At 68.9% G+C, this 19,985-nt stretch carries 5 protein-coding genes and 5 pseudogenes; 7 read left to right on the forward strand and 3 right to left on the reverse strand.

Annotation, left to right across the window (positions count from 1 at the left end; translation table 11 throughout):
* Nucleotides 1–16: 16 nt before the first annotated feature.
* The 6 genes and pseudogenes from FXN61_RS50505 to FXN61_RS04665 form a co-directional block, all read left to right on the forward strand.
* Nucleotides 17–4,045, forward strand: a pseudogene (locus tag FXN61_RS50505) (type I polyketide synthase); the annotation flags it as partial.
* A 48-nt stretch (nt 4,046–4,093) separates the two neighbouring features.
* Nucleotides 4,094–4,339, forward strand: a pseudogene (locus tag FXN61_RS56900) (alcohol dehydrogenase catalytic domain-containing protein); the annotation flags it as partial.
* A gap of 261 nt (nt 4,340–4,600) precedes the next feature.
* A pseudogene (locus FXN61_RS56905) lies at nt 4,601–8,404 on the forward strand (SDR family NAD(P)-dependent oxidoreductase); the annotation flags it as partial.
* Nucleotides 8,405–8,747: 343 nt separating this feature from the next.
* The gene (locus FXN61_RS04655; RefSeq protein WP_167970571.1) at nt 8,748–11,027 is read left to right on the forward strand and encodes a type I polyketide synthase; all 2,280 of its coding nucleotides are present in this window, start codon (nt 8,748–8,750) and stop codon (nt 11,025–11,027) included.
* Between the two features lie 29 nt (nt 11,028–11,056).
* A pseudogene (locus tag FXN61_RS04660) lies at nt 11,057–16,186 on the forward strand (SDR family NAD(P)-dependent oxidoreductase); the annotation flags it as partial.
* Between the two features lie 37 nt (nt 16,187–16,223).
* Complete coding sequence (locus FXN61_RS04665; protein ID WP_167970575.1) at nt 16,224–17,408, forward strand: cytochrome P450; 1,185 nt, start codon at nt 16,224–16,226, stop codon at nt 17,406–17,408.
* Between the two features lie 32 nt (nt 17,409–17,440).
* On the opposite strand, the gene FXN61_RS04670 is transcribed toward FXN61_RS04665, so the two are convergent.
* A complete protein-coding gene (locus FXN61_RS04670; RefSeq protein ID WP_167970643.1) occupies nt 17,441–17,803 on the reverse strand; it encodes a DUF5997 family protein in 363 nt (120 codons plus the stop codon).
* Nucleotides 17,804–17,859: 56 nt separating this feature from the next.
* Between FXN61_RS04670 and FXN61_RS04675 the strand changes: the two genes are divergently transcribed.
* Nucleotides 17,860–18,585, forward strand: coding sequence for a LysR family transcriptional regulator substrate-binding protein (locus FXN61_RS04675; RefSeq protein WP_167970577.1), 726 nt, complete (start codon nt 17,860–17,862; stop codon nt 18,583–18,585).
* Between the two features lie 86 nt (nt 18,586–18,671).
* Here the strand turns inward: FXN61_RS04675 and FXN61_RS56175 are convergent.
* Nucleotides 18,672–18,782 (reverse strand): annotated as a pseudogene (locus FXN61_RS56175) (ferredoxin); the annotation flags it as partial.
* 23 nt (nt 18,783–18,805) lie between these two features.
* Nucleotides 18,806–19,984 carry a cytochrome P450 gene (locus FXN61_RS04685; RefSeq protein ID WP_167970579.1) on the reverse strand — a complete coding sequence of 393 codons (1,179 nt, stop codon included), beginning with the start codon at nt 19,982–19,984 and terminating at the stop codon, nt 18,806–18,808.
* Nucleotide 19,985 lies beyond the last annotated feature (1 nt).

The following is a 19,985-nucleotide window of genomic DNA, read 5'->3' on the forward strand; positions in this document are numbered from 1 at the left end:
GTCGGCCGCCGCGGAACTGCGTCGCGACCTGCGCGAACTGCCTGCCGCGGAACGGATCGAGCCCGTCCTGGACCTGGTCCGCACGCGGGCGGCTCAGGTGCTCGGCCACTCCGGCAAGGAAGCGGTCGCGCCGGACAAGGCGTTCCGGGACATCGGGTTCGACTCGCTGACCGCCGTCGAGCTGCGCAACCAGCTCACCGAGATCACCGGTCTCGCACTGCCCGCCGGACTGGTGTTCGACTACCCGTCGCCGCGAGTGCTGGCCGAGCACCTGCTCGCGTCGCTGCTCGGCGAGGGTGGCGATGTTGATGACGTGTCGGTCGTGCAGACCACCGACGACATCGCCATCGTCGGCATGGCGTGCCACTTCCCGAACGGCATCGACTCGCCGGAAGACCTGTGGCGGCTGCTGGTCGCGGGCGAGGACGCGATGTCGGACTTCCCTGCCGATCGCGGCTGGGACCTGGCTTCACTGCAGAGCTCGACGGTGCGCGGTGGTTTCCTGACTGGAGTCGCGGACTTCGACCCGGCGTTCTTCGGGATCTCGCCGCGTGAGGCGCTGGCGATGGACCCGCAGCAGCGCCTGCTGCTGGAGACGTCCTGGGAGGCAGTCGAACGCGCCGGTGTGGACCCGTCCTCGTTGCGCGGCTCGCGGACCGGCGTGTTCGTCGGGACGAACGGGCAGGACTACCAGCACGTCGTCATGGCCTCCAACGAAGACCTGGAAGGCCACGCCGGAACCGGCCTCGCTGCCTCCGTGATCTCCGGGCGCATCTCCTACGCGCTGGGGCTGGAAGGTCCCGCGGTCACGATCGACACGGCGTGCTCGTCGGCTCTCGTGGCGCTGCACCTCGCCGCACAGGCTTTGCGGGGCGGTGAGTGTTCGCTGGCGCTGGCTGGCGGTGTCACGGTGATGGCGACTCCGACGTCGTTCTCCGGCTTCTCGCGGCAGGGAGGGCTCGCGCCGGACGGCCTGTGCAAGGCGTTCTCCGAGTCCGCGGACGGCACAGGCTGGTCCGAGGGCGTCGGAATCCTCGTCGTGGAACGGCTTTCCGACGCCGTCGCCGCCGGGCATCCGGTGCTGGCGGTCGTGCGTGGCTCGGCGTTCAACCAGGACGGTGCTTCCAACGGTTTGACCGCACCGAACGGCCCGTCGCAGCAGCGAGTCATCCGGCAAGCGCTTGCGTCAGGTGGCCTGTCACCGTCCGATGTGGACGCCGTCGAGGCGCACGGCACCGGAACCGTGCTGGGTGACCCGATCGAGGCACAGGCGCTGCTGACCGTGTACGGGCAGGACCGTGCCGACCCGCTGTGGCTGGGCTCGGTGAAGTCGAACCTGGGCCACACGCAGGCCGCCGCCGGTGCGGCGGGCGTGATCAAGATGGTGATGGCGTTCCAGCACGGCCTGTTGCCGCAGACCTTGCACGTCACCGAACCTTCTTCGCACATCGACTGGTCGGCCGGCGCGGTCTCATTGCTCACCGAGAACACCCCGTGGCCTTCCATCGACCGGCCGTGGCGCGCGGGTGTGTCGTCGTTCGGCATCTCAGGCACGAACGCCCACGTGATCCTTGAGGCCCCGGAATTGTCAGACCTGCCTGAGATGATTGGGATGGGGACCTCGGTCTCCCCCGGAGGGGGCCCAAGCGGGATCGATACAGCGGGATCGGTTCCGTTGGCGGTGTCGGCCAAGTCTGCGGCGTCGTTGCGGGCTCAGGTCGAGCGGATCAGCGCGGTGGAAGCGGCGCCGGTCGACGTCGCGTACTCGCTGGTGAAGTCGCGGGCGTTGTTCGAGCACCGCGCGGTGCTGTTCGACGGGGCGGAAGTGGCGAGCGGGGTGGCGGGGGAGCACACGCTCGCGGTGCTGTTCTCCGGGCAGGGTTCGCAGCGCCTCGGCATGGGCAAGGAGCTGTACCGGAGGTTCTCGCAGTTCGCGGACGCGTTCGACGACGTGCTCGCGCACCTCGACCCCGAGCTGAAGAGCGTCATGTGGGGCGAGGAAGAGGAGAAGCTCAACCCGACCGGGTACACGCAGCCGGCGTTGTTCGCTTTCCAGACGGCGCTCTACCGGTTGCTGCAGGCTTTCGGGATCAAGCCCGCCCACCTCGCGGGTCATTCGATCGGTGAGATCGCGGCGGCACACGTCGCGGGCGTGCTCAGCCTGGAGGACGCGGCGAAGCTCGTCAGTGCGCGCGCGAGCCTGATGCAGGCGTTGCCGCGGACGGGCGCGATGGTTGCCGTGCAGGCGACCGAAGAAGAAGTCACCAGGCATCTCACGAGCAAGGTGTCGATCGCGGCCGTCAACGGGCCCACGAGCATCGTCATCGCGGGTGACGAGGCAGAGGTCGAAGCCATCGCGAGCCGATACGAGAAGACCAAGCGGCTCAAGGTCAGCCACGCGTTCCACTCGCCGTTGATGGAGCCGATGCTCGACGACTTCCGCGCGGCGATCAGCGGCATCACGTTCACCGAGCCGAAGATCCCGATCAGCGCGACCGGTGACGTCACCGACCCCGAGTACTGGGTCAGCCACGTCCGCGACGCGGTCCGGTTCACCGACAACGTCGCGAAGATCCCGGCGACCAAGTTCCTCGAGGTCGGACCGGACGGTGTTCTGAGCGCCCTGGTCGACGGCGCGATCCCGACGCTCAGGAAGAACAGGTCCGAGGAAGCCGCGCTGGCCACCGCACTCGGTCAAGTACACGTTGACGGAATCAACGTTGACTGGACTCCGTGGTTGACCGGCGGCCGGCTCATCGCCCTGCCGACCTATCCGTTCGACCACGAGCGGTTCTGGCCCAAGGCCACGGTCGGCGGCCGCGCGGGCGACCCTGCCGCCTACGGGCTGAGGTCCGGCGGGCACCCGCTGCTCGGCGCGGCGATCGCGGTCGCGGGCACCGACGAGCTCGTGCTCAGCGGACGCCTCAGCCTCGCGACGCACCCGTGGATCGCCGACCACGTCGTCGGCGGGGCGGTGCTGTTCCCCGGCACCGGGTTCCTCGACTTCGCGATCCGCGCGGGCGACATGGTCGGCTGCGACCGCGTCGACGGGCTCACGATCGTCGTCCCGCTCGTGCTGCCCGAAAAGGAAGCCGTCGCGGTGCAGGTGCGGGTCGGCGCGCCGGACGATCACGGCCGCAGGGCCGTCAGCGTTCATTCGCGGCACCCCGACTCCGACGAGTGGATCCAGCACGCCTCAGGCACCCTTGCCGAGGGACCGCATCAGGCCGAGTTCGACACGAGCGAGTGGCCGCCCGCGAACGCGGAAGCGCTGAACCTCGACAGCTTCTACGAGACACTCGCGGAAGGCGGCCTCGCTTACGGGCAGATCTTCCAAGGGCTCCAGCAGGCCTGGCGCCACGGCGACGAGGTGCTCGTCGAAGTCGCGCTGCCGGAGAGCGTCGAAGACGCCGCGACCTTCGGCGTGCACCCCGCGCTGCTCGACTCGGCGCTGCACGCCATCACGTTCGTCGACGGCGCCGGCCAGGGTCTGCCGTTCGAGTGGAACGGCGTGTCTCTGCACGCCATCGGGCCGTCGCGGCTGCGCGTCCGGTTGAAGCACACCGGTGGCGACGCCGTCGAGGTCACCGCCGTCGACGTCGAGGGCGCGCCCGTCCTGTCGGTGAAGTCGCTGGTGGTCAGGACACCGTCCGCGAACACTGCCGGCAACCCCGTGCAGGACTCGCTGTTCCGTGTCGACTGGGTGCCCGTTCAGGTCGGCGAGGCCACCGAGATCGACGCGCAAGTCGTGGAGATCTACGGCGGCGGCGACGCGGCGGCTGTTCACGAGACCACGAAGCGCGTGCTGGAGATCCTGCAGAACGCTGAAGAGCGCGTGGTGTTCGTGACGCGCGGCGCCGCGGCGGTCAGCGACGAACCGATCACCGACCTCGGCGCGGCGGCGGCATGGGGACTCGTGAGGTCCGCGCAGGCCGAGAACCCCGGCAAGTTCCAGCTCGTCGACCTGGACGAGCACAGCGAACTGACCCCGGGCATGCTGGTGACCGAGGAACAACAGCTGATCGTCCGTGAAGGAACCGTCCACGCTGGACGGTTGGCACGCCTGCAGACGGGGCCGACGCTGGTGCCTCCGGTGGGAACGCCCTGGCGCCTCGACACGACCGCGAAAGGCAGCCTGGACAACCTCGTCCTGGCACCGTGGACGCCGGAGCCGTTGCAGGGCAAGCAGGTCCGCATCGCGATCCGGGCGGCCGGCCTCAACTTCCGTGACGTGCTGAACGCGCTCGGCATGTATCCGGGCGAGGCGGGCTCGTTCGGTGCCGAGGCCGCGGGTGTGGTCTCGGAGGTCGGGCCGGACGTCGAGAACCTGAAGGTCGGCGACCCGGTGTTCGGCATGCTGTTCGGCGGCATGGGACCGGTCGGCGTCATCGAGGAGCCTTATCTGACCAGGCTTCCGGACGGCTGGACGTTCGAGCAGGGCGCGTCAGTGGCTCTGGTGTTCCTCACCGCGTACTACGCGTTGATCGAGCTCGGCAACGTGCGGTCGGGGGAGAAGGTCCTCGTCCACGCGGGTGCCGGTGGCGTTGGCATGGCGGCGATCCAGGTCGCCCGACATCTCGGCGCGGAGGTGTTCGCCACCGCGAGCGAGGGCAAGTGGGACGTGCTGCGCGGCCTCGGTCTCGACGACGCGCACATCGGCAACTCCCGCGACACCGGCTTCGAGCACAAGTTCCCGCGGGTCGACGTCGTGCTGAACGCGTTGACCGGCGAGTTCATCGACGCCTCGCTGCGGTTGCTCAGCGAGGGCGGGCGGTTCCTCGAGATGGGCAAGACCGACTTGCGGGAGAACGTGCCGGGCATCGTCTATCGGCCGTTCGACCTCGGCGAGGCGCACCCCGACCACATCCAGCGCATGCTCGTCGCGCTCGTGGAGCTGTTCGAGCGCAACGTCCTGGAGCCGCTGCCGATCGCGTCCTGGGACGTGCGGCGGACGCGTGACGCGTTCCGGTTCATGAGCCGCGCCAAGCACATCGGCAAGATCGTGATCACCGTGCCCGCGGGCTGGGACCCGGACGGCACCGTGCTGATCACCGGCGGTACGGGTGGCCTGGGCGCGGAACTGGCGCGGCACCTCGTCGCGCGGGGCACCCGGAAGCTGTTGCTGCTCAGCCGTCGCGGGCTCGACTCGCCGGGTGCGGGAGAGCTGGCGTCGCTGGACGCGGACGTGACGATCGCGGCCTGTGATGTCGCTGACCGGGACGCACTCGCTTCAGTCCTGAGTGGACACAACGTGACCGCCGTCGTGCACACCGCCGGTGTGCTGGACGACGGTGTGATCGCCTCGATGACGCCCGAACGGCTGGAGAAGGTCTTGCGTCCCAAGGTGGACGCGGCCTGGAACCTGCACTCGCTGCTGCCGGACGCGCAGTTCGTCCTGTACTCGTCGGTGTCGGGCGTGCTCGGAACGGCCGGTCAGGGCAACTACGCGGCGGGCAACGCGTTCCTGGACGCATTGGCGCAGTACCGGCGAGGGTTGGGCTTGCCTGCGGTGTCGTTGGCGTGGGGCGCGTGGACGTCCGAGGTCGGCATGACCAAGACGATGGACGCGGCCGCGTTGGAACGGCTGGAGAAGTCGTCCATGCCGCCGATCTCGCTGGAGCACGGCCTGGCGCTGTTCGACGCCGCGATCGGGGTGGACGAGCCGCTCGTCGTGCCCGCCCGGATCATCACCGGAGCCAGCACCACGATGGTGCCGCCGCTGCTGCGCAACCTTCTGCGCGGCGGTCGCCGGACCGCGGCGCGAGCTCAGGGAACCCTTGCGCTGCAGGGTCTTCAGGACGTCCGCCCGGCCGAGCGCACCAGGACCCTCGTGGACCTCGTGCGCGGCGAGGCTGCCGCGGTGCTCGGACACTCGTCCGCCGACGCGATCGATGCCGACCGCGAGTTCCGGCAGCTGGGCTTCGACTCGCTGACCTCGGTGGAACTGCGCAACAGGCTCGGCACCGCGACCGGGCTGACGCTGCCCGCGACGCTGGTGTTCGACTACCCGAACCCGCAAGCGTTGGCGGAGCATCTGATCGCCGAGCTGTTCGGCGGGCAGACCGAGGTCGAGGACTCGGTGCGAGTCTCCGACGAGGCCATCGCGATCGTCGGCATCGCCTGCAAGTTCCCCGGGGGCGTGTCGTCGCCGGAGGAGCTGTGGGAGCTCGTTCTGGCGGCCGCGACGCGATCAGCGGATTCCCGTCCGATCGCGGCTGGGACGAGAACCTCGTCGGCGACGGTGCCGGGCGGTCCGTCACCGGGCAGGGAGGGTTCATCGAGGGCATCGCCTCGTTCGACCCCGCGTTCTTCGGGATCTCACCGCGTGAGGCCGTGTCGATGGACCCGCACCAGCGACTCGTGCTGGAGACGTCGTGGGAGGCGCTGGAACGCACCGGCATCGACCCGCTCACTCTGCGCGGATCGCGGACCGGTGTCTACGTGGGCGCTTCCGGGCAGGACTACGCGCACCTGATGCTCGCTTCCGAGCAGGCACTGGAGGGTTACTCGGGCACGGGCACCTCGCCGAGCGTGATCGCTGGCCGGTTGTCGTACGCGCTGGGGCTCGAAGGTCCGTCGATGACGATCGACACGGCGTGCTCGTCGGCCCTGGTCGCCTTGCACCTGGCGGTGCAGGCGTGCGCAACGGCGAGTGCTCCCTGGCACTGGCCGGCGGCGTGACGGTGATGTCGACGCCGGGCTCGTTCATGGAGTTCTCGCTGCAGGACGGCCTCGCGCGCGACGGCCGCTGCAAACCGTTCTCCGACACCGCTGACGGCACAGCCTGGTCTGAGGGCATCGGTGTGCTCGTGGTCGAGCGTCTGTCCGACGCTGTCACGGCTGGACACGATGTTCTGGCGGTCGTGCGTGGCTCGGCGTTCAACCAGGACGGTGCTTCCAACGGTTTGACCGCACCGAACGGCCCGTCGCAGCAGCGGGTGATCCGGCAGGCACTGGCTTCGGCGGGCCTCAAGTTCGCCGACGTCGACGCCGTGGAGGCGCACGGCACCGGCACGACGCTGGGCGACCCCATCGAGGCCCAGGCCTTGCTCGCGACCTACGGTCAGGACCGCTCCGAACCGCTCCTGCTCGGCTCGATCAAGTCCAACATCGGCCACACCCAGGCCGCCGCCGGTGTCGCCGGCGTGATCAAGATGGTGATGGCGTTGCGGCACGGCGTTCTGCCGCGCACGATCAACGTCACCGCGCCCTCCTCGCACGTCGACTGGACGGCCGGCGCGGTGTCGTTGCTGACGTCGAACACGCCATGGCCCGCCGCCGACCGTCCGCGTCGCGCTGGTGTGTCGTCATTCGGCATCTCGGGCACGAACGCGCACGTGATCCTGGAGGCCGCAACCCCGTCTTCGATTTCTGTGGACAACTCGGCGCCTGTGGACAACCCGCCCGTTGTTGATCTCGCAGAGCCGGTGTCACCGTCGTCCCGTGGGACGATTGGAGTGGGGACCTCGTGTCCCCCCAAGGGGCCCCGCTCGTTTTTTCGGCGAAGTCCCCCGCTTCGCTGCGCGCTCAGATCGAACGGGTCAAGGCGGTCGACGGCGATGCGTTCGACGTGGGGTTCTCGTTGCTGAAGCGGTCGCGGTTCGAGCACCGCGCGGTGCTGCTGGACGGCGCGGAGGTCGCCGAGGGGCAGGCGACGCGGCGCAAGCTGGCGGTGCTGTTCTCCGGGCAGGGCTCGCAGCGGATCGGCATGGGCAAGGAGCTGTACGAGCGCTTCCCGGCGTTCCGCAAGGCGCTCGACGCGGTGCTGGAACACGTCGACGTCCGCGATGTCATGTGGGGCGACGACACGGAGGCGCTCAACCAGACCGGGAACACGCAGCGCGCGTTGTTCGCGATCGAGGTGGCGCTGTTCCGGCTCGCGGAAGCGTTCGGCATCGAGCCCGACCACGTCGGCGGCCACTCCGTCGGCGAGATCGCGGCCGCGCACGTCGCCGGTGTCCTGAGCCTCGAAGACGCCGCCAAGCTCGTCAACGCGCGTGCCGCGCTCATGCAGGCACTCCCGGCAGGGGGAGCCATGATCGCCGTCGAGGCCGCCGAAGAAGAAGTCACGATCACAGATCAGGTGTCGATCGCGGCCATCAACGGGCCGATGTCGCTGGTCCTCGCCGGCGAGGAGAGCGCGGTCGAACAGATCGCCGACGGGTTCGCCGCGCAGGGCCGCAAGACTAAGCGTTTGCCGGTCAGCCATGCGTTTCACTCGCCGTTGATGGAGCCGATGCTGGAGGACTTCCGCGCCGTGGTGACGGCGCTGAACCTCGTCGCGCCCCGCATCCCCGTGGTCTCCAACCTGACCGGCCGCATCGTGAGCACTGAGCTCACCGAGCCGGAGTACTGGGTGCGGCACGTCCGGGAAACCGTGCGGTTCGCCGACGGTGTCCGGGAGCTCGAGGCCGCGGGCGTCAACGCGTTCCTGGAGATCGGGCCGGACGGCGTGCTGTCCGCGCTCGGTGGAGAACGCCGTCCCCGCGCTGCGCAAGGACCGCGACGAAACGACGGCATGGCTCACCGCGCTCGCGCGACTCCACGTCGCGGGCACCGACGTCGAGTGGACTGCTGCGTTCGAAGGTGTCAAAGCGAAGCGGGTCGACATCCCGACGTACGCGTTCGACCACGACCGCTACTGGCCGACGCCGATGGCCCAGGCCGCCGACGCGTCCGGGCTAGGCCTCGGGCCCGCCGATCACCCGCTGCTCGGCGCGGCGATGTCGGTCGCCCGAGAAGACTCCGTGGTGTTCACCAACCGGCTCGCGGTGGCGTTCCCGGAGACGGCGTTCGCGGAGATCGCGTTCAGGGCAGCCGACCAGGTCGGGTACGGCACTGTCGAGGAGCTCACCGTCACCGGGCCGATCACGCCCGGCGTGCTTCAGGTGTGGATCGGCGCGCCGGACAACGGAAAGCGCGCTCTCACCGTCTACACGCGACCCGACGACGAACAGCCCTTCACCCAGATCGCCACCGGAACTCTTGCCGAGGGCGAGTACCTTGCCGGCTTCACGGTGAGCGAGTGGCCGCCGAAGGGCGCGACGGCGATCGGCGAGCAGGTCTGGCAGGCGGGTGACGCCGTGTACGCGGAGGTCACGCTGCCGGAAGGCACTTCGGACGCCCAGTTCTACGGCGTCCACCCGGCGTTGCTGGACTGCGCCACCAGGGTCACCGAGGAACACCAGGTGCCGCTGGAATGGCACGGCGTCAGCCTGCACGCGGTCGGCGCCGACACGTTGCGAGTGAGGCTGAGCAACGGCGGGTTCGCCGCGGTCGACACCAACGGCTCACCGGTCGTGTCCGCGCGCAACGTCGTCTTCGGCGCACCGCTCGCGGCGCAGCAGCATCAGGACTCGTTGTTCCGCCTGGAATGGGTGCCCGCACCCGAAACCGGGCCCGCCGCCGACGTGCGGGAGATCAAGCTCGCCGCGGACGGTGACGTCGTCCAGCAGGCACACGAACTCGCGGCCAAAGCGCTTGAACTGGTGCAGCAGTCCGAGGATCGGCTGGCCTTCGTGACGAGCGGCTTGGCGGGCGCGACTGTCGAAGGCCTGGTTCGCACGGCTCAGTCGGAGAACCCCGGACGGTTCCTGCTCATCGACACCGACGGCAGCACCCCGCTGCCCACCGGCCTGCTCGACGCGGGGGAGACCCAGGTGCGAGTCCGCGACGGGCAAGTGCGGGTCGCCCGCCTCGCCCGCGTCACCGACACGGCCGAGACGGCCGAGTGGGATCCGGAAGGCACCGTCCTGATCACCGGTGGCACCGGCGGTCTGGGTGCCGAACTGGCCAGGCACCTCGTGGCCGAGCGCAACGTCAAGCGCCTGCTGCTGATCTCACGGCGTGGCGGTGACGCGCCGGAAGCCGTTGCGCTGCAGGCAGAACTGACGGCACACGGCGCTGACGTCACGATCGCCGCCTGCGACACCGCCGACCTCAAGGCGGTGAAGAAGGTGCTCAAGGGCGTGAAGCTGACCGCCGTCATTCACACCGCAGGTGTGCTCGACGACGGCATCATCGGCTCGCTCACGCCGGAGCGGCTGACCACCGTGCTGAAGCCCAAGGTCGACGGCGCCTGGAACCTCCACGAGGCCACAAAAAAGCAGAAGCTCCAGGCGTTCGTGCTCTACTCGTCGGTGTCGGGCGTGCTCGGCAGCGCAGGACAGGGCAACTATGCTGCGGCCAACGCGTTCCTGGACGCACTGGCGGAACGCCGACGTGCACAGGGACTCGTGGCGACATCGCTGGCGTGGGGCCCGTGGGCGCAAACCGGTGGCATGACAGCACATCTGCGGGACGGCGCGATGGACCGCATCGGCCGCACCGGCATGCCGCCGCTGTCCGTCCGGCAGGGCATGGCGCTGTTCGACGACGCGACCTCACGAGAGGACGCGGTGCTCGTCCCCGCACGCCTCAACACCGGCCGCACCAACGGCCCGGTCGCGGCAGTGCTGCGCGGCCTGGTGCGGGGCGGAAAGCGCACGGCCGGCACCGACGAGGCGTCCACTGTGGACTTCTCGGCGACGCTCAACGCGTTGCCCGCGGAGGAACGCGCGAAGTACCTGGTCGATCTCGTGCGCGGTCACGCGGCGGGCGTCCTCGGGCACTCGACGCCCGCGGCGATCGACAACGACAAGCAGTTCCGCGACCTCGGCTTCGACTCGCTGACCGCCGTGGAGCTGCGCAACAGCCTCGCTTCGGCAACGGGTCTGAAGCTGCCTGCCGGCCTGGTCTTCGACTACCCGACGCCCGACGAACTGGTGGCGTACCTCGCGGGTGAGCTGCTCGGCGACGACGCCGGACTGTCGATCACCAGCGAGCTCGATCGCTTGGAGGCCGCGCTGGCCGCGAGCACCGACGAGGACCTGGCACGTGACGGCGTCGCCGCCCGCCTGCGCAACCTTCTCGCTCACTACGGCGGTGCCAAGGGCGAGGAAGCCGTGAGCGACCGCATCAACTCGGCGACCGTGGACGACGTGTTCGCCTTCATCGACAACGAACTCGGCCGACGCACCGAGCGCTGACCCCACCTCAGGACGGAAGGTTTCCGGCGATGCCGAACGAAGAGAAGCTCGTTGAGTACCTGAAGTGGGTCACCGCTGATCTCGCCCAGACCCGCCGGCGACTGGAGGAGACCGAGTCCGGCAAGCACGGACCGGTCGCGATCGTCGGCATCGCCTGCCGGTTCCCCGGTGACGTCCGCTCCCCGGAAGACCTGTGGGAGCTGGTGTCCTCCGGAAGGGATGCCATCACCGGGTTCCCGACCGACCGCGGCTGGGACCTGGGAACTCTGGCAGGCGGCACCAGTGCGACGTTGCAGGGCGGGTTCCTCTACGACGCGGCCGACTTCGACCCCGGCTTCTTCGGCATCTCGCCACGCGAGGCCCTGGCGATGGACCCGCAGCAGCGACTCCTGCTGCAGACCACGTGGGAGGCCGTCGAACGCGCGGGCATCGACCCGACGTCGTTGCGGGGTTCGCGTACCGGTGTGTTCGTTGGCACCAACGGCCAGGACTACGGCCACGTCCTGATCGCCTCCCAGGAGGACGTCGAGGGACACGCCGGCATGGGCACCGCCGCCAGCGTCATCTCCGGCCGCGTCTCCTACACGTTCGGCTTCGAGGGCCCGGCCGTCACCATCGACACCGCGTGCTCCTCGTCTCTGGTCGCTTTGCACCTCGCTGCTGCTGCGCTGCGCAACGGCGAATGCTCGCTCGCGCTGGCCGGTGGCGTCACCGTCATGGCGACTTCCTCGAATTTCGCCGGATTCACCCGACAGGGTGGTCTCGCGACTTCAGGCCGTTGCAAGGCGTTCTCCGACGACGCGGACGGCACCGGCTGGTCCGAGGGCATCGGCGTGCTGCTCGTCGAGAAGCTCTCCGACGCCCAGCGCAACGGCCACCCGGTGCTCGCCGTCGTCGCCGGCAGCGCGATCAACCAGGACGGCGCCTCCAACGGCCTCTCCGCCCCGAACGGCCCCGCCCAGCGCGAGGTGATCAAGGCGGCGCTGGCCTCCGCGGGCCTGTCCGCGTCCGACGTGGACGCCGTCGAGGCCCACGGAACCGGCACGGTGCTGGGCGACCCGATCGAGGCCCAGGCGCTGCTCGCCACCTACGGCCAGGACCGCACGACGCCGTTGAGGCTCGGCTCGATCAAGTCCAACATCGGCCACACCCAGGCCGCCGCCGGTGTCGCGGGCGTCATCAAGATCGTCGAGGCCCTCCGCCACGACACCCTCCCGCCGACCCTCCACATCACGTCGCCGTCCTCGCACGTCGACTGGTCCGCTGGCAGCGTCAGCCTCCTCACCGAGACCACTCCCTGGCCCCGCAACGGCAAACCCCGCCGAGCCGGCATTTCCTCCTTCGGAGTGAGCGGCACCAACGCCCACGTGATCATCCAAGAGGCCCCCGACGCTCCTGAACGGTCCACTCAGAACCCGACCACCCCAGAACTGTCGGACCTCCCTGAGACGATGGGAGTGGGGACCTCGGTCTCCCCCGGAGGGGCCCCAGGCGGGATCGATTCAGATGGGTCGATTCAGGACCTGGCGGGCAAGCATCCGCTGGTCGTGTCGGCGAAGTCAGCGAACGCGCTGAAGGCGCGCATCGATCAGGTCAAGGCCCTCGAAGGCGACCCTCGGGACATCGCGTACTCGTTGCTGACCACGCGCCCGACAACGTTCGATCACCGCGCGGTGGTGCTGGACGGCGAGGTCATCGCGACCGGCACCGTGGCGCGCAAGCCGATCGCGGCGCTGTTCTCGGGTCAGGGCGCCCAGCGCGTGGGTATGGGCAAGGAGTTCTACGAGGCGTTCCCCGCGTTCAGGGAAGCCCTCGACGCGGCCCTCGAACACCTTCCGAAGGACCTCAAGCAGGTCATGTGGGAGGACGAGGAGAAGCTCGACCAGACCGGCTACACCCAGCCGGCGCTGTTCGCGTTCGAGGTCGCGCTGTACCGGCTGCTGGAGAGCTACGGCTTCAAGGCCGACAAGGTCGCTGGCCACTCCATCGGTGAGATCGCCGCCGCTCACATCGCCGGCGTCCTCAGCCTCGCGGACGCGGCCAAGCTCGTCCGGGAACGCGCGCGCCTCATGCAGGCGCTCCCTGCCAGTGGCGTGATGATCGCGATCCAGGCCACCGAGGACGAGGTCACCCCGCACCTCACCAGCGGCGTCTCCCTGGCCGCCATCAACGCCGAGGAGTCCGTCGTCATCGCCGGTGTGGAACAAGAGGCACGTAGGATCGTTGAACAATTCAACGATCGCAAGACCAAGCAGCTCCAGGTCAGCCACGCGTTCCACTCGCCGCTGATGGAGCCCATGCTCGACGACTTCCGCAAAGCCATCGAGGGCATTTCGTTCAACAATCCCACGATCCCCTTGATCGCTCGTGGGATTGTTCAACAATCCGGCTACTGGGTCGACCACGTCCGCGACACGGTCCGCTTCACTGACAACGTCAGCGACATCGGCGACGCCACGTTCGTCGAGATCGGCCCCAGCGCCGTCCTGGCCGCGCTCGTCGACCGCGCCATCCCGACGATGCGCAAGGACAAGGACGAGGTCACCGCGTTCATCACTGCGCTCGCCAAGCTCTACACCGCCGGCGCCAAGATCATCTGGCCGAGGCGCGGCGAGAAAACGGACCTGCCCACCTACCCGTTCGACACCGAGCGGTTCTGGCCACAGAGCACGATGGCCCCCGGCACCCAGCCGAACGCCAGCCGCCCCGCGCTCTACGAGGTCCACTGGGTGAAGTCCACTGTGGACGCACCGGCCATCACGGGTGCGCGGTGGGCCATCATCGGCGGCGACGAGTTCGACCTCGCCCACGTCCTGTACGCGGCGGGCCAGTCCGTCAGCGGCTACGGCGAGACCCTCACCGAGGCCGCCCAGTCCACCACCCCTGACGTGTTCGTCGTGGCCGTCACGGGCGACAACACCCCGGAAAGCACGCACGCCCAAACCCAGCGCGCACTGAGCATCCTGCAGGAAGCGCTGACGTTCGAGAACTCCCGCGTCGTCTTCGTCAGCCGCGGCGCCGCGACCGGCGAGGACCTGGCCGCCGCGGCCGTGTGGGGCCTGGTCCGCACCGCGCAGGCCGAGAACCCCGGCCGGTTCCTGCTCGTCGACAGCGACGGCCTCGACGTCTCCGGCGCCCTGCTCACCTCGCTGGTCAACGGCGACGAACCGCAGGTCGTCGTCCGTGAGGGCAAGGTCAAGGTCGCTCGCCTCAAGGAACTGCCCGAGAATCCGGACGCCAAGCACGAGTGGGACGAGGACGAGACGGTCCTGATCACCGGTGGCACCGGCGGCCTCGGCGCCGAGCTCGCCCGGCACCTGGTCACCCGGCACGGCGTGAAGCACCTGCTGCTCGCCAGCCGTCGCGGCGAGGAGGCACCCGGTGCGCAGAACCTCAAGCATGAACTGGAGAACAAGGGCGCCACCGTCACGGTCGCGGCCGCCGACATCTCGAACGCGAACGACGTCCAGACCCTGTTCGCCGCCACGGAACGCCCGCTCACCACCGTGATTCACACGGCGGGCGTGCTGGACGACGCCCTCGTCGACGCGCTCACCCCGGACCGCCTCACCAGCGTCCTCACGCCGAAGGTCGACGCCGCGCACCTGCTCGCCCAGCACGACCTGAAGCTGCTTGTCCTCTACAGCTCGGTCGCCAACGTCATGGGCGCGGCGGGCCAGGGCAACTACGCCGCCGCCAACTCCTACCTCGACGCACTCGCGACCAGTCGCGAGAACACCATCAGCCTCGCCTGGGGTCCCTGGGCGCAGGACGGCGGCATGACCGCGGGCCTCAGCGACGCCGCCATGGACCGCATCGCCCGTTCCGGCATGCCACCACTGGCCGCCGAACAGGGTCTCGCGCTGTTCGACGCCGCCCTCGCCGAACGCAAGCGGGTCGTCATCCCCATGCACGTCAACCGCAACCAGCAGCGCGTCGCCCCGCTGCTGCGCGACATCGTCGACGAGCAGATCATCCCTCAGCAGAGCCAGATGGCCGCCATCACGGTGCTGGACCGGTTGCGCGACACCGATCCCGGCGAGCGCGTCAACGAGGTCCGCGAGCTCGTCCTCGGCACCTGCGCCGCACTCCTCGGCCACAACGACAAGTCCAAAGTGGACCCCGAGAAGAACTTCCTGGAGCTCGGCTTCGACTCGCTCATCGCCGTCGAGCTGCGCAACCAGCTCAACGACATGCTCGCACTCAAACTCCCCGGCAGCGCCGTGTTCGACAGCGGCACGCCAGCCGCACTCGCGATCAGGGTCGACGGCGAGCTCGGCACCATCGCCGGGCCGACGAGCAACGGCGTGGCCGTCAACACGAACGACACGGTGTTCGGCCTGTTCATGGAAAGCGTCACGACCGGCAAGGTCGTCGAGGGCCTCAGGATGCTCAAGGCCGTCGCCAACCTGCGCCCGATGTTCGACAGCCCGGCTGAACTCGAGGACCTGCCGAGCCCGATCACCCTCGCCGACGGCCCGAAGCTCCCGAAGCTGGTCTGCGTCAGCGCACCCGGCGCCACCGCCGGCGTGCACATGTACGCCAGGCTTGCCGCTCACCTGCGCGGCAAGCGGCACGTGAGCGCTTTGCCGCTCATCGGTTTCGGCGAAGGCGAGGCGCTGCCCAGGACCACGGAGGCCGCCGCAAGGTGGGTCGCGGAGAGCGTGCTGAACGGCACGGACGGCGACCCGTTCGTCCTGGTCGGACACTCCTCCGGCGGCACGCTCGCCTACTTCGCGGCGGCAGTGCTCGAGGAGACGTGGGGGATCACCCCGGAAGCGGTGATCATGCTCGACACGCTGAGCATGAACTACAACTCCAGCGAGGGCATGGACTTCGACGCCGTTACGACGAACTACTTCAACACCATGGACTCACCTGCGGTGAACATGAACAGCACCCGTCTGTCCGCCATGGCGCACTGGTTCCCGCTCATCATCGACACCGGCCTTCACACGACTGTTCCGAAGTTGCTCATCCGCTGTGCCAACGAGGTCAAGGGCACCGACCTCGTGACGACCGACCAGGACGTCGACGTGCCGGCCGACGAGATCCGCGTCGTCACCACCGACCACATGGCGATGGTGAAGGAGGACGCCGGCGTCGTCGCCGACGTGATGGAGGACTGGCTCGGCACGTTCGCCGCCGTCAGGGCCTGACAGCAAACCCCCACCGAAGAAACCTGGGAAGGCGTCCATGACCACATCGCAGGAACTGCCCCTGATCGGGGTCGAACTGCCGTCGATCCTGACGTTCAGCGAACTCCGGCTGCGGTTGCAGGAGCAGGCTCCGGTGTGCCGCATCCGGACGCCCGCCGGCGACAAGGGCTGGCTCGTCACCCGGCACGCCGAGGTGAAGTCGCTGCTGCAGAACCAGAAGCTCGGCCGAAGCCACAAAGACCCGGACAACGCGCCGCGGTTCATGCGCAACCCCATGCTCGACATGCTCGTCACCAGCGACGACATCGAGGTCGAGAAGGAGCGCCACGAGAAGAAGCGCGTCCTCTACACCAAGAGCTTCGCCGCCCGCCGCGTCATCGAACGCAAGGAACGCGTCGAGGCCATCGCGAACGACAAGCTCGACGCGATCATCGCCGCCGGCCCGCCGGTCGACCTGCACGACGCCTACTCGATGGACTACTCGCAGCAGGCACTCTGCGACATGGTCGGCATCCCCGTCGAGGACCGCCGCAAACTCCTCGAGATGATGGACACGGTCGGCGCGTCCGACCAGGAATCCGCGGAGGCCGGCATGGACCCGCTGTTCGGGTTCGCCGCCGACATCGGCGAACGGCGCAGGTCGGAGCTCGGCGACGACGTCATCTCCCGCTTCATCGAGACCGGCCTGACGAACGAGGAGATCGGCCTCCACGTCGTCACGCTGCTGTTCACCGGCCTCGCGGGCCTGGCAAGCCACCTCGACTTCGGTGTGCTGCTGTTCCTGCGCAACCCGGAGCAGCGCGAGAAGGCCATGGCCGACCCGGAGATCATGGCCCGCGCCGTCGACGAGGTCATGCGCGCCACCATCAGCTCGCCCGTCCTGCCCCGCTACGCGAGCGAGGACATCGAGATCGGCGGCGTCACGATCCGTGAGGGCGACCTCGTGATGCTCGACTTCTCGCTCGCCAACTTCGACCCGCGCGCGTTCGACGACCCGCACCGGTTCGACGTCACCCGCTCGCCCAACCACCACTTCACGTTCGGCCACGGCATGCGGCACTGCACCGGCGCCCCGCTCGTGCGGATCATCCTCGCCGTCGCCTACACGACCCTCTTCGAGCGCCTGCCCGCGCTGCGCCTCGCGGTGCCGGAGTCGGAGCTCGAATCGCACCCCGGTGGCCGGCTGGCCGGTGGACTGGAGAAGTTCCCGCTCACGTGGTGAGCACCATCACCTGTCCGCACCGTGTCAGCGACTCAGGACGACTCCTCGTCGAGGCGCGCCTTCTCCTTCAGGCGCGCCTCTTCGGCCTTGAAGTCGGCGTAGACCTGACGCTCGCGCACCAGCCAGTCCGGATTCTCTTCCTTGATCGCGTTGATCTGGTCGGTGGTCAGCGCCTCGGTGATGCCGGCACGCACCAGGGCCGAGGTCGAGATGCCCAGCTTCTGCGCGATGAGCTGCTTGGGGTGCGGGCCGTTGCGGCGCAGGTCCGCCAGCCACTCCGGCGGGTTGGCCTGCAGCTCATTCAGCTCATCGCGCGACACGACGCCCGCCTGGAACTCCTCGGGCGTCGCCTCGAGGTACACGCCGAGCTTCTTGGCGGCGGTGGCGGGCTTCATCGTCTGCTGCGACTTCATGCGGAAAGAGTAACCGCCTCGTCCGGTAGCCTCAGCACGTGACCGGATCGTTCACGCTCGCGTACGTCCCAGGCGTGACGCCGGGCAAGTGGGCACGGGTCTGGCAGGAACGCCTGCCGGAGGCCCCGCTGCACCTCGTACAGGTGACCGCCGCCGAAGCCGCGCAGACGGTGCGGTCGGGCGAGGCCGACGCCGCGCTGCTCAGGCTGCCCGGCGACCGCGAGGACCTGCACGCGATCCCGCTCTACACCGAGATCAGCGTGGTCGTGTTCCCGAAGGACCACGAGTTCGCCGCGGCCGAGGAACTGTCCCTTGAGGACCTCTCGACGCACGTGCTGTGGCAGCCGCTGGACGACACGCTCGAATGGGACTCACCACCCGGTCAGCCGCCTGTCGAACGGCCGCAGACCACCGCGGACGCCATCGAGCTCGTCGCCGCGGGCGTGGGACTGCTCGTCGTGCCGCAGTCGCTGGCCAGGCTGCACCACCGCAAGGACCTCAAGTACGTGCCGCTGAGCGACGCTCCGCAGTCACGGGTGGCGCTGTCGTTCCCGATCCGCGACGAGAACCCCGAGCTGGTCGAGCACCTGATCGGCATCGTCCGCGGCCGCACGGTCAACAGCACCCGCGGCCCCGCGCCGGAGCCGGCCCAGAAGACGTCACAGACGACTGCACAGAAGAAGCCGCAGCAGCGGCAGGGTCCCGCCAAGGCCCGGCAGCAGAAGCAACCGGCCAAGCGCGCGAAACCCCGCCGCGGCCGCTGACTCAGTCCTGCACGGTGATCGCCTGTGGCCGGGCAGATGCCCCTGGCCGTGCGCGCGGCCGACTCAGCTTCGCCCGTGGGGGCGTCGTCGAGCACGGTGACGAACCCGTCGTCGTCCTGGTCGAACACGTCCGGCGCGGCCAGCACGCACTGAGCCGAGCCGATGCACTTACCGGTGTCCACACTGATCCGAGCCATGACGTTCCTTTCCCAAACCAGAACTACCAGCGCACGGGAAGCGCGTGGAGTCCGAAGAGGACTCCGTCGTACTTGAACCGCAGCTCCTCCAGTGGAACCGCGATCTCGAGCGTCGGGATCCGCCGGAACAGGCCCCGGTAGGCGACGTCCATCTCCAGCCGCACCAGGTTCTGGCCGAGGCACTGGTGCACGCCGTACCCGAACGCCACGTGCCCGGTCGCCGACCGGGACGGGTCGAACTCGTGCGGCCGCTCGAACATCTCCGGGTCGTGGTTCGCGCCCGCCACCAGCGGCACGATTCCCTCGCCCTTGCGGACCAGCTGACCGCCGATCTCGACGTCCTCGACCGCCACGCGCAGCGCCACCAGGTCGGCCACCGAGTGGTAGCGCAGCAGCTCCTCGATCATGCGGTCGTCGTCGATCCACTGCTTCTGCTGCAGCAACGTCACGACGCCGAGCGAGATGTTGTTCGCCGTCGTCTCGTGGCCCGCGATCAGCAGGAGCATCGCGACGCCGGAAAGCTCCTGTGGCGTCAGCAGACCGCCATGGAGAAGCCTGCTGATCAGATCGTCACCAGGGCGCTTGGTCTTGATCGTGATCAGCCTGTTGATGTAGCGCAACAGGTGCTCGGACGCCTTGTCCCGTTCCTCGTCGGTCGACGTCAGCGTCACCAGGACCTTCGTCTTCTCCTCGAAGAAGTCGCGGTCCACCTTCGGTACACCCAGCAAGGACGAGATCACCAGCGACGGCACCGAAAGCGAGAAGTCCTCGACGAGCTCGGCGGAGTCGCCCCTGGCCAGCATCTGGTCGATGGAACGGTCGACGATCTCCTCGACCGCCGGGCGCAACGACCGGATGCGGCGCACCGTGAACTCGGGGATCAGCGCTTTGCGGAACCTGTTGTGGTCCGGCGGGTCCAGTGACACGAACCAGCCAGGAACGTCGTCCGCGGACGGTGCGCCCACGGTGCGCGACGGACGCGGAAATCCTTCGTGCGTCGGGTTGGAGCTGATGCGCGGGTCGGTGAGCACCGCGCGCACCTCCTCGTGCCTGGTGACCAGCCACACCGTCTCGCCGGACGGCAACGCGGCTTTCACCAGGCCGGGTTTGGTGCGGAAGTCCTCGTACTCGGGAGGAGGGAAGGGCGCGCCGGGGCGGCGCATCATGAACGGGACTAGGTCGGAGTCGGCGGTACTCGTCATG

It is taken from the genome of Lentzea indica (assembly GCF_012184385.1).
In the GTDB taxonomy this organism is placed as follows: domain Bacteria; phylum Actinomycetota; class Actinomycetes; order Mycobacteriales; family Pseudonocardiaceae; genus Lentzea; species Lentzea indica.

What these genes read in the sequence shown, in the direction of transcription:
- FXN61_RS04665 (WP_167970575.1), top strand. Translation starts at nt 16,224, where the DNA reads ATGACCACATCGCAGGAACTGCCCCTGATCGGGGTCGAACTGCCGTCG.
- FXN61_RS04670 (WP_167970643.1), bottom strand. Translation starts at nt 17,803, where the DNA reads ATGAAGCCCGCCACCGCCGCCAAGAAGCTCGGCGTGTACCTCGAGGCG.
- FXN61_RS04685 (WP_167970579.1), bottom strand. Translation starts at nt 19,984, where the DNA reads ATGACGAGTACCGCCGACTCCGACCTAGTCCCGTTCATGATGCGCCGC.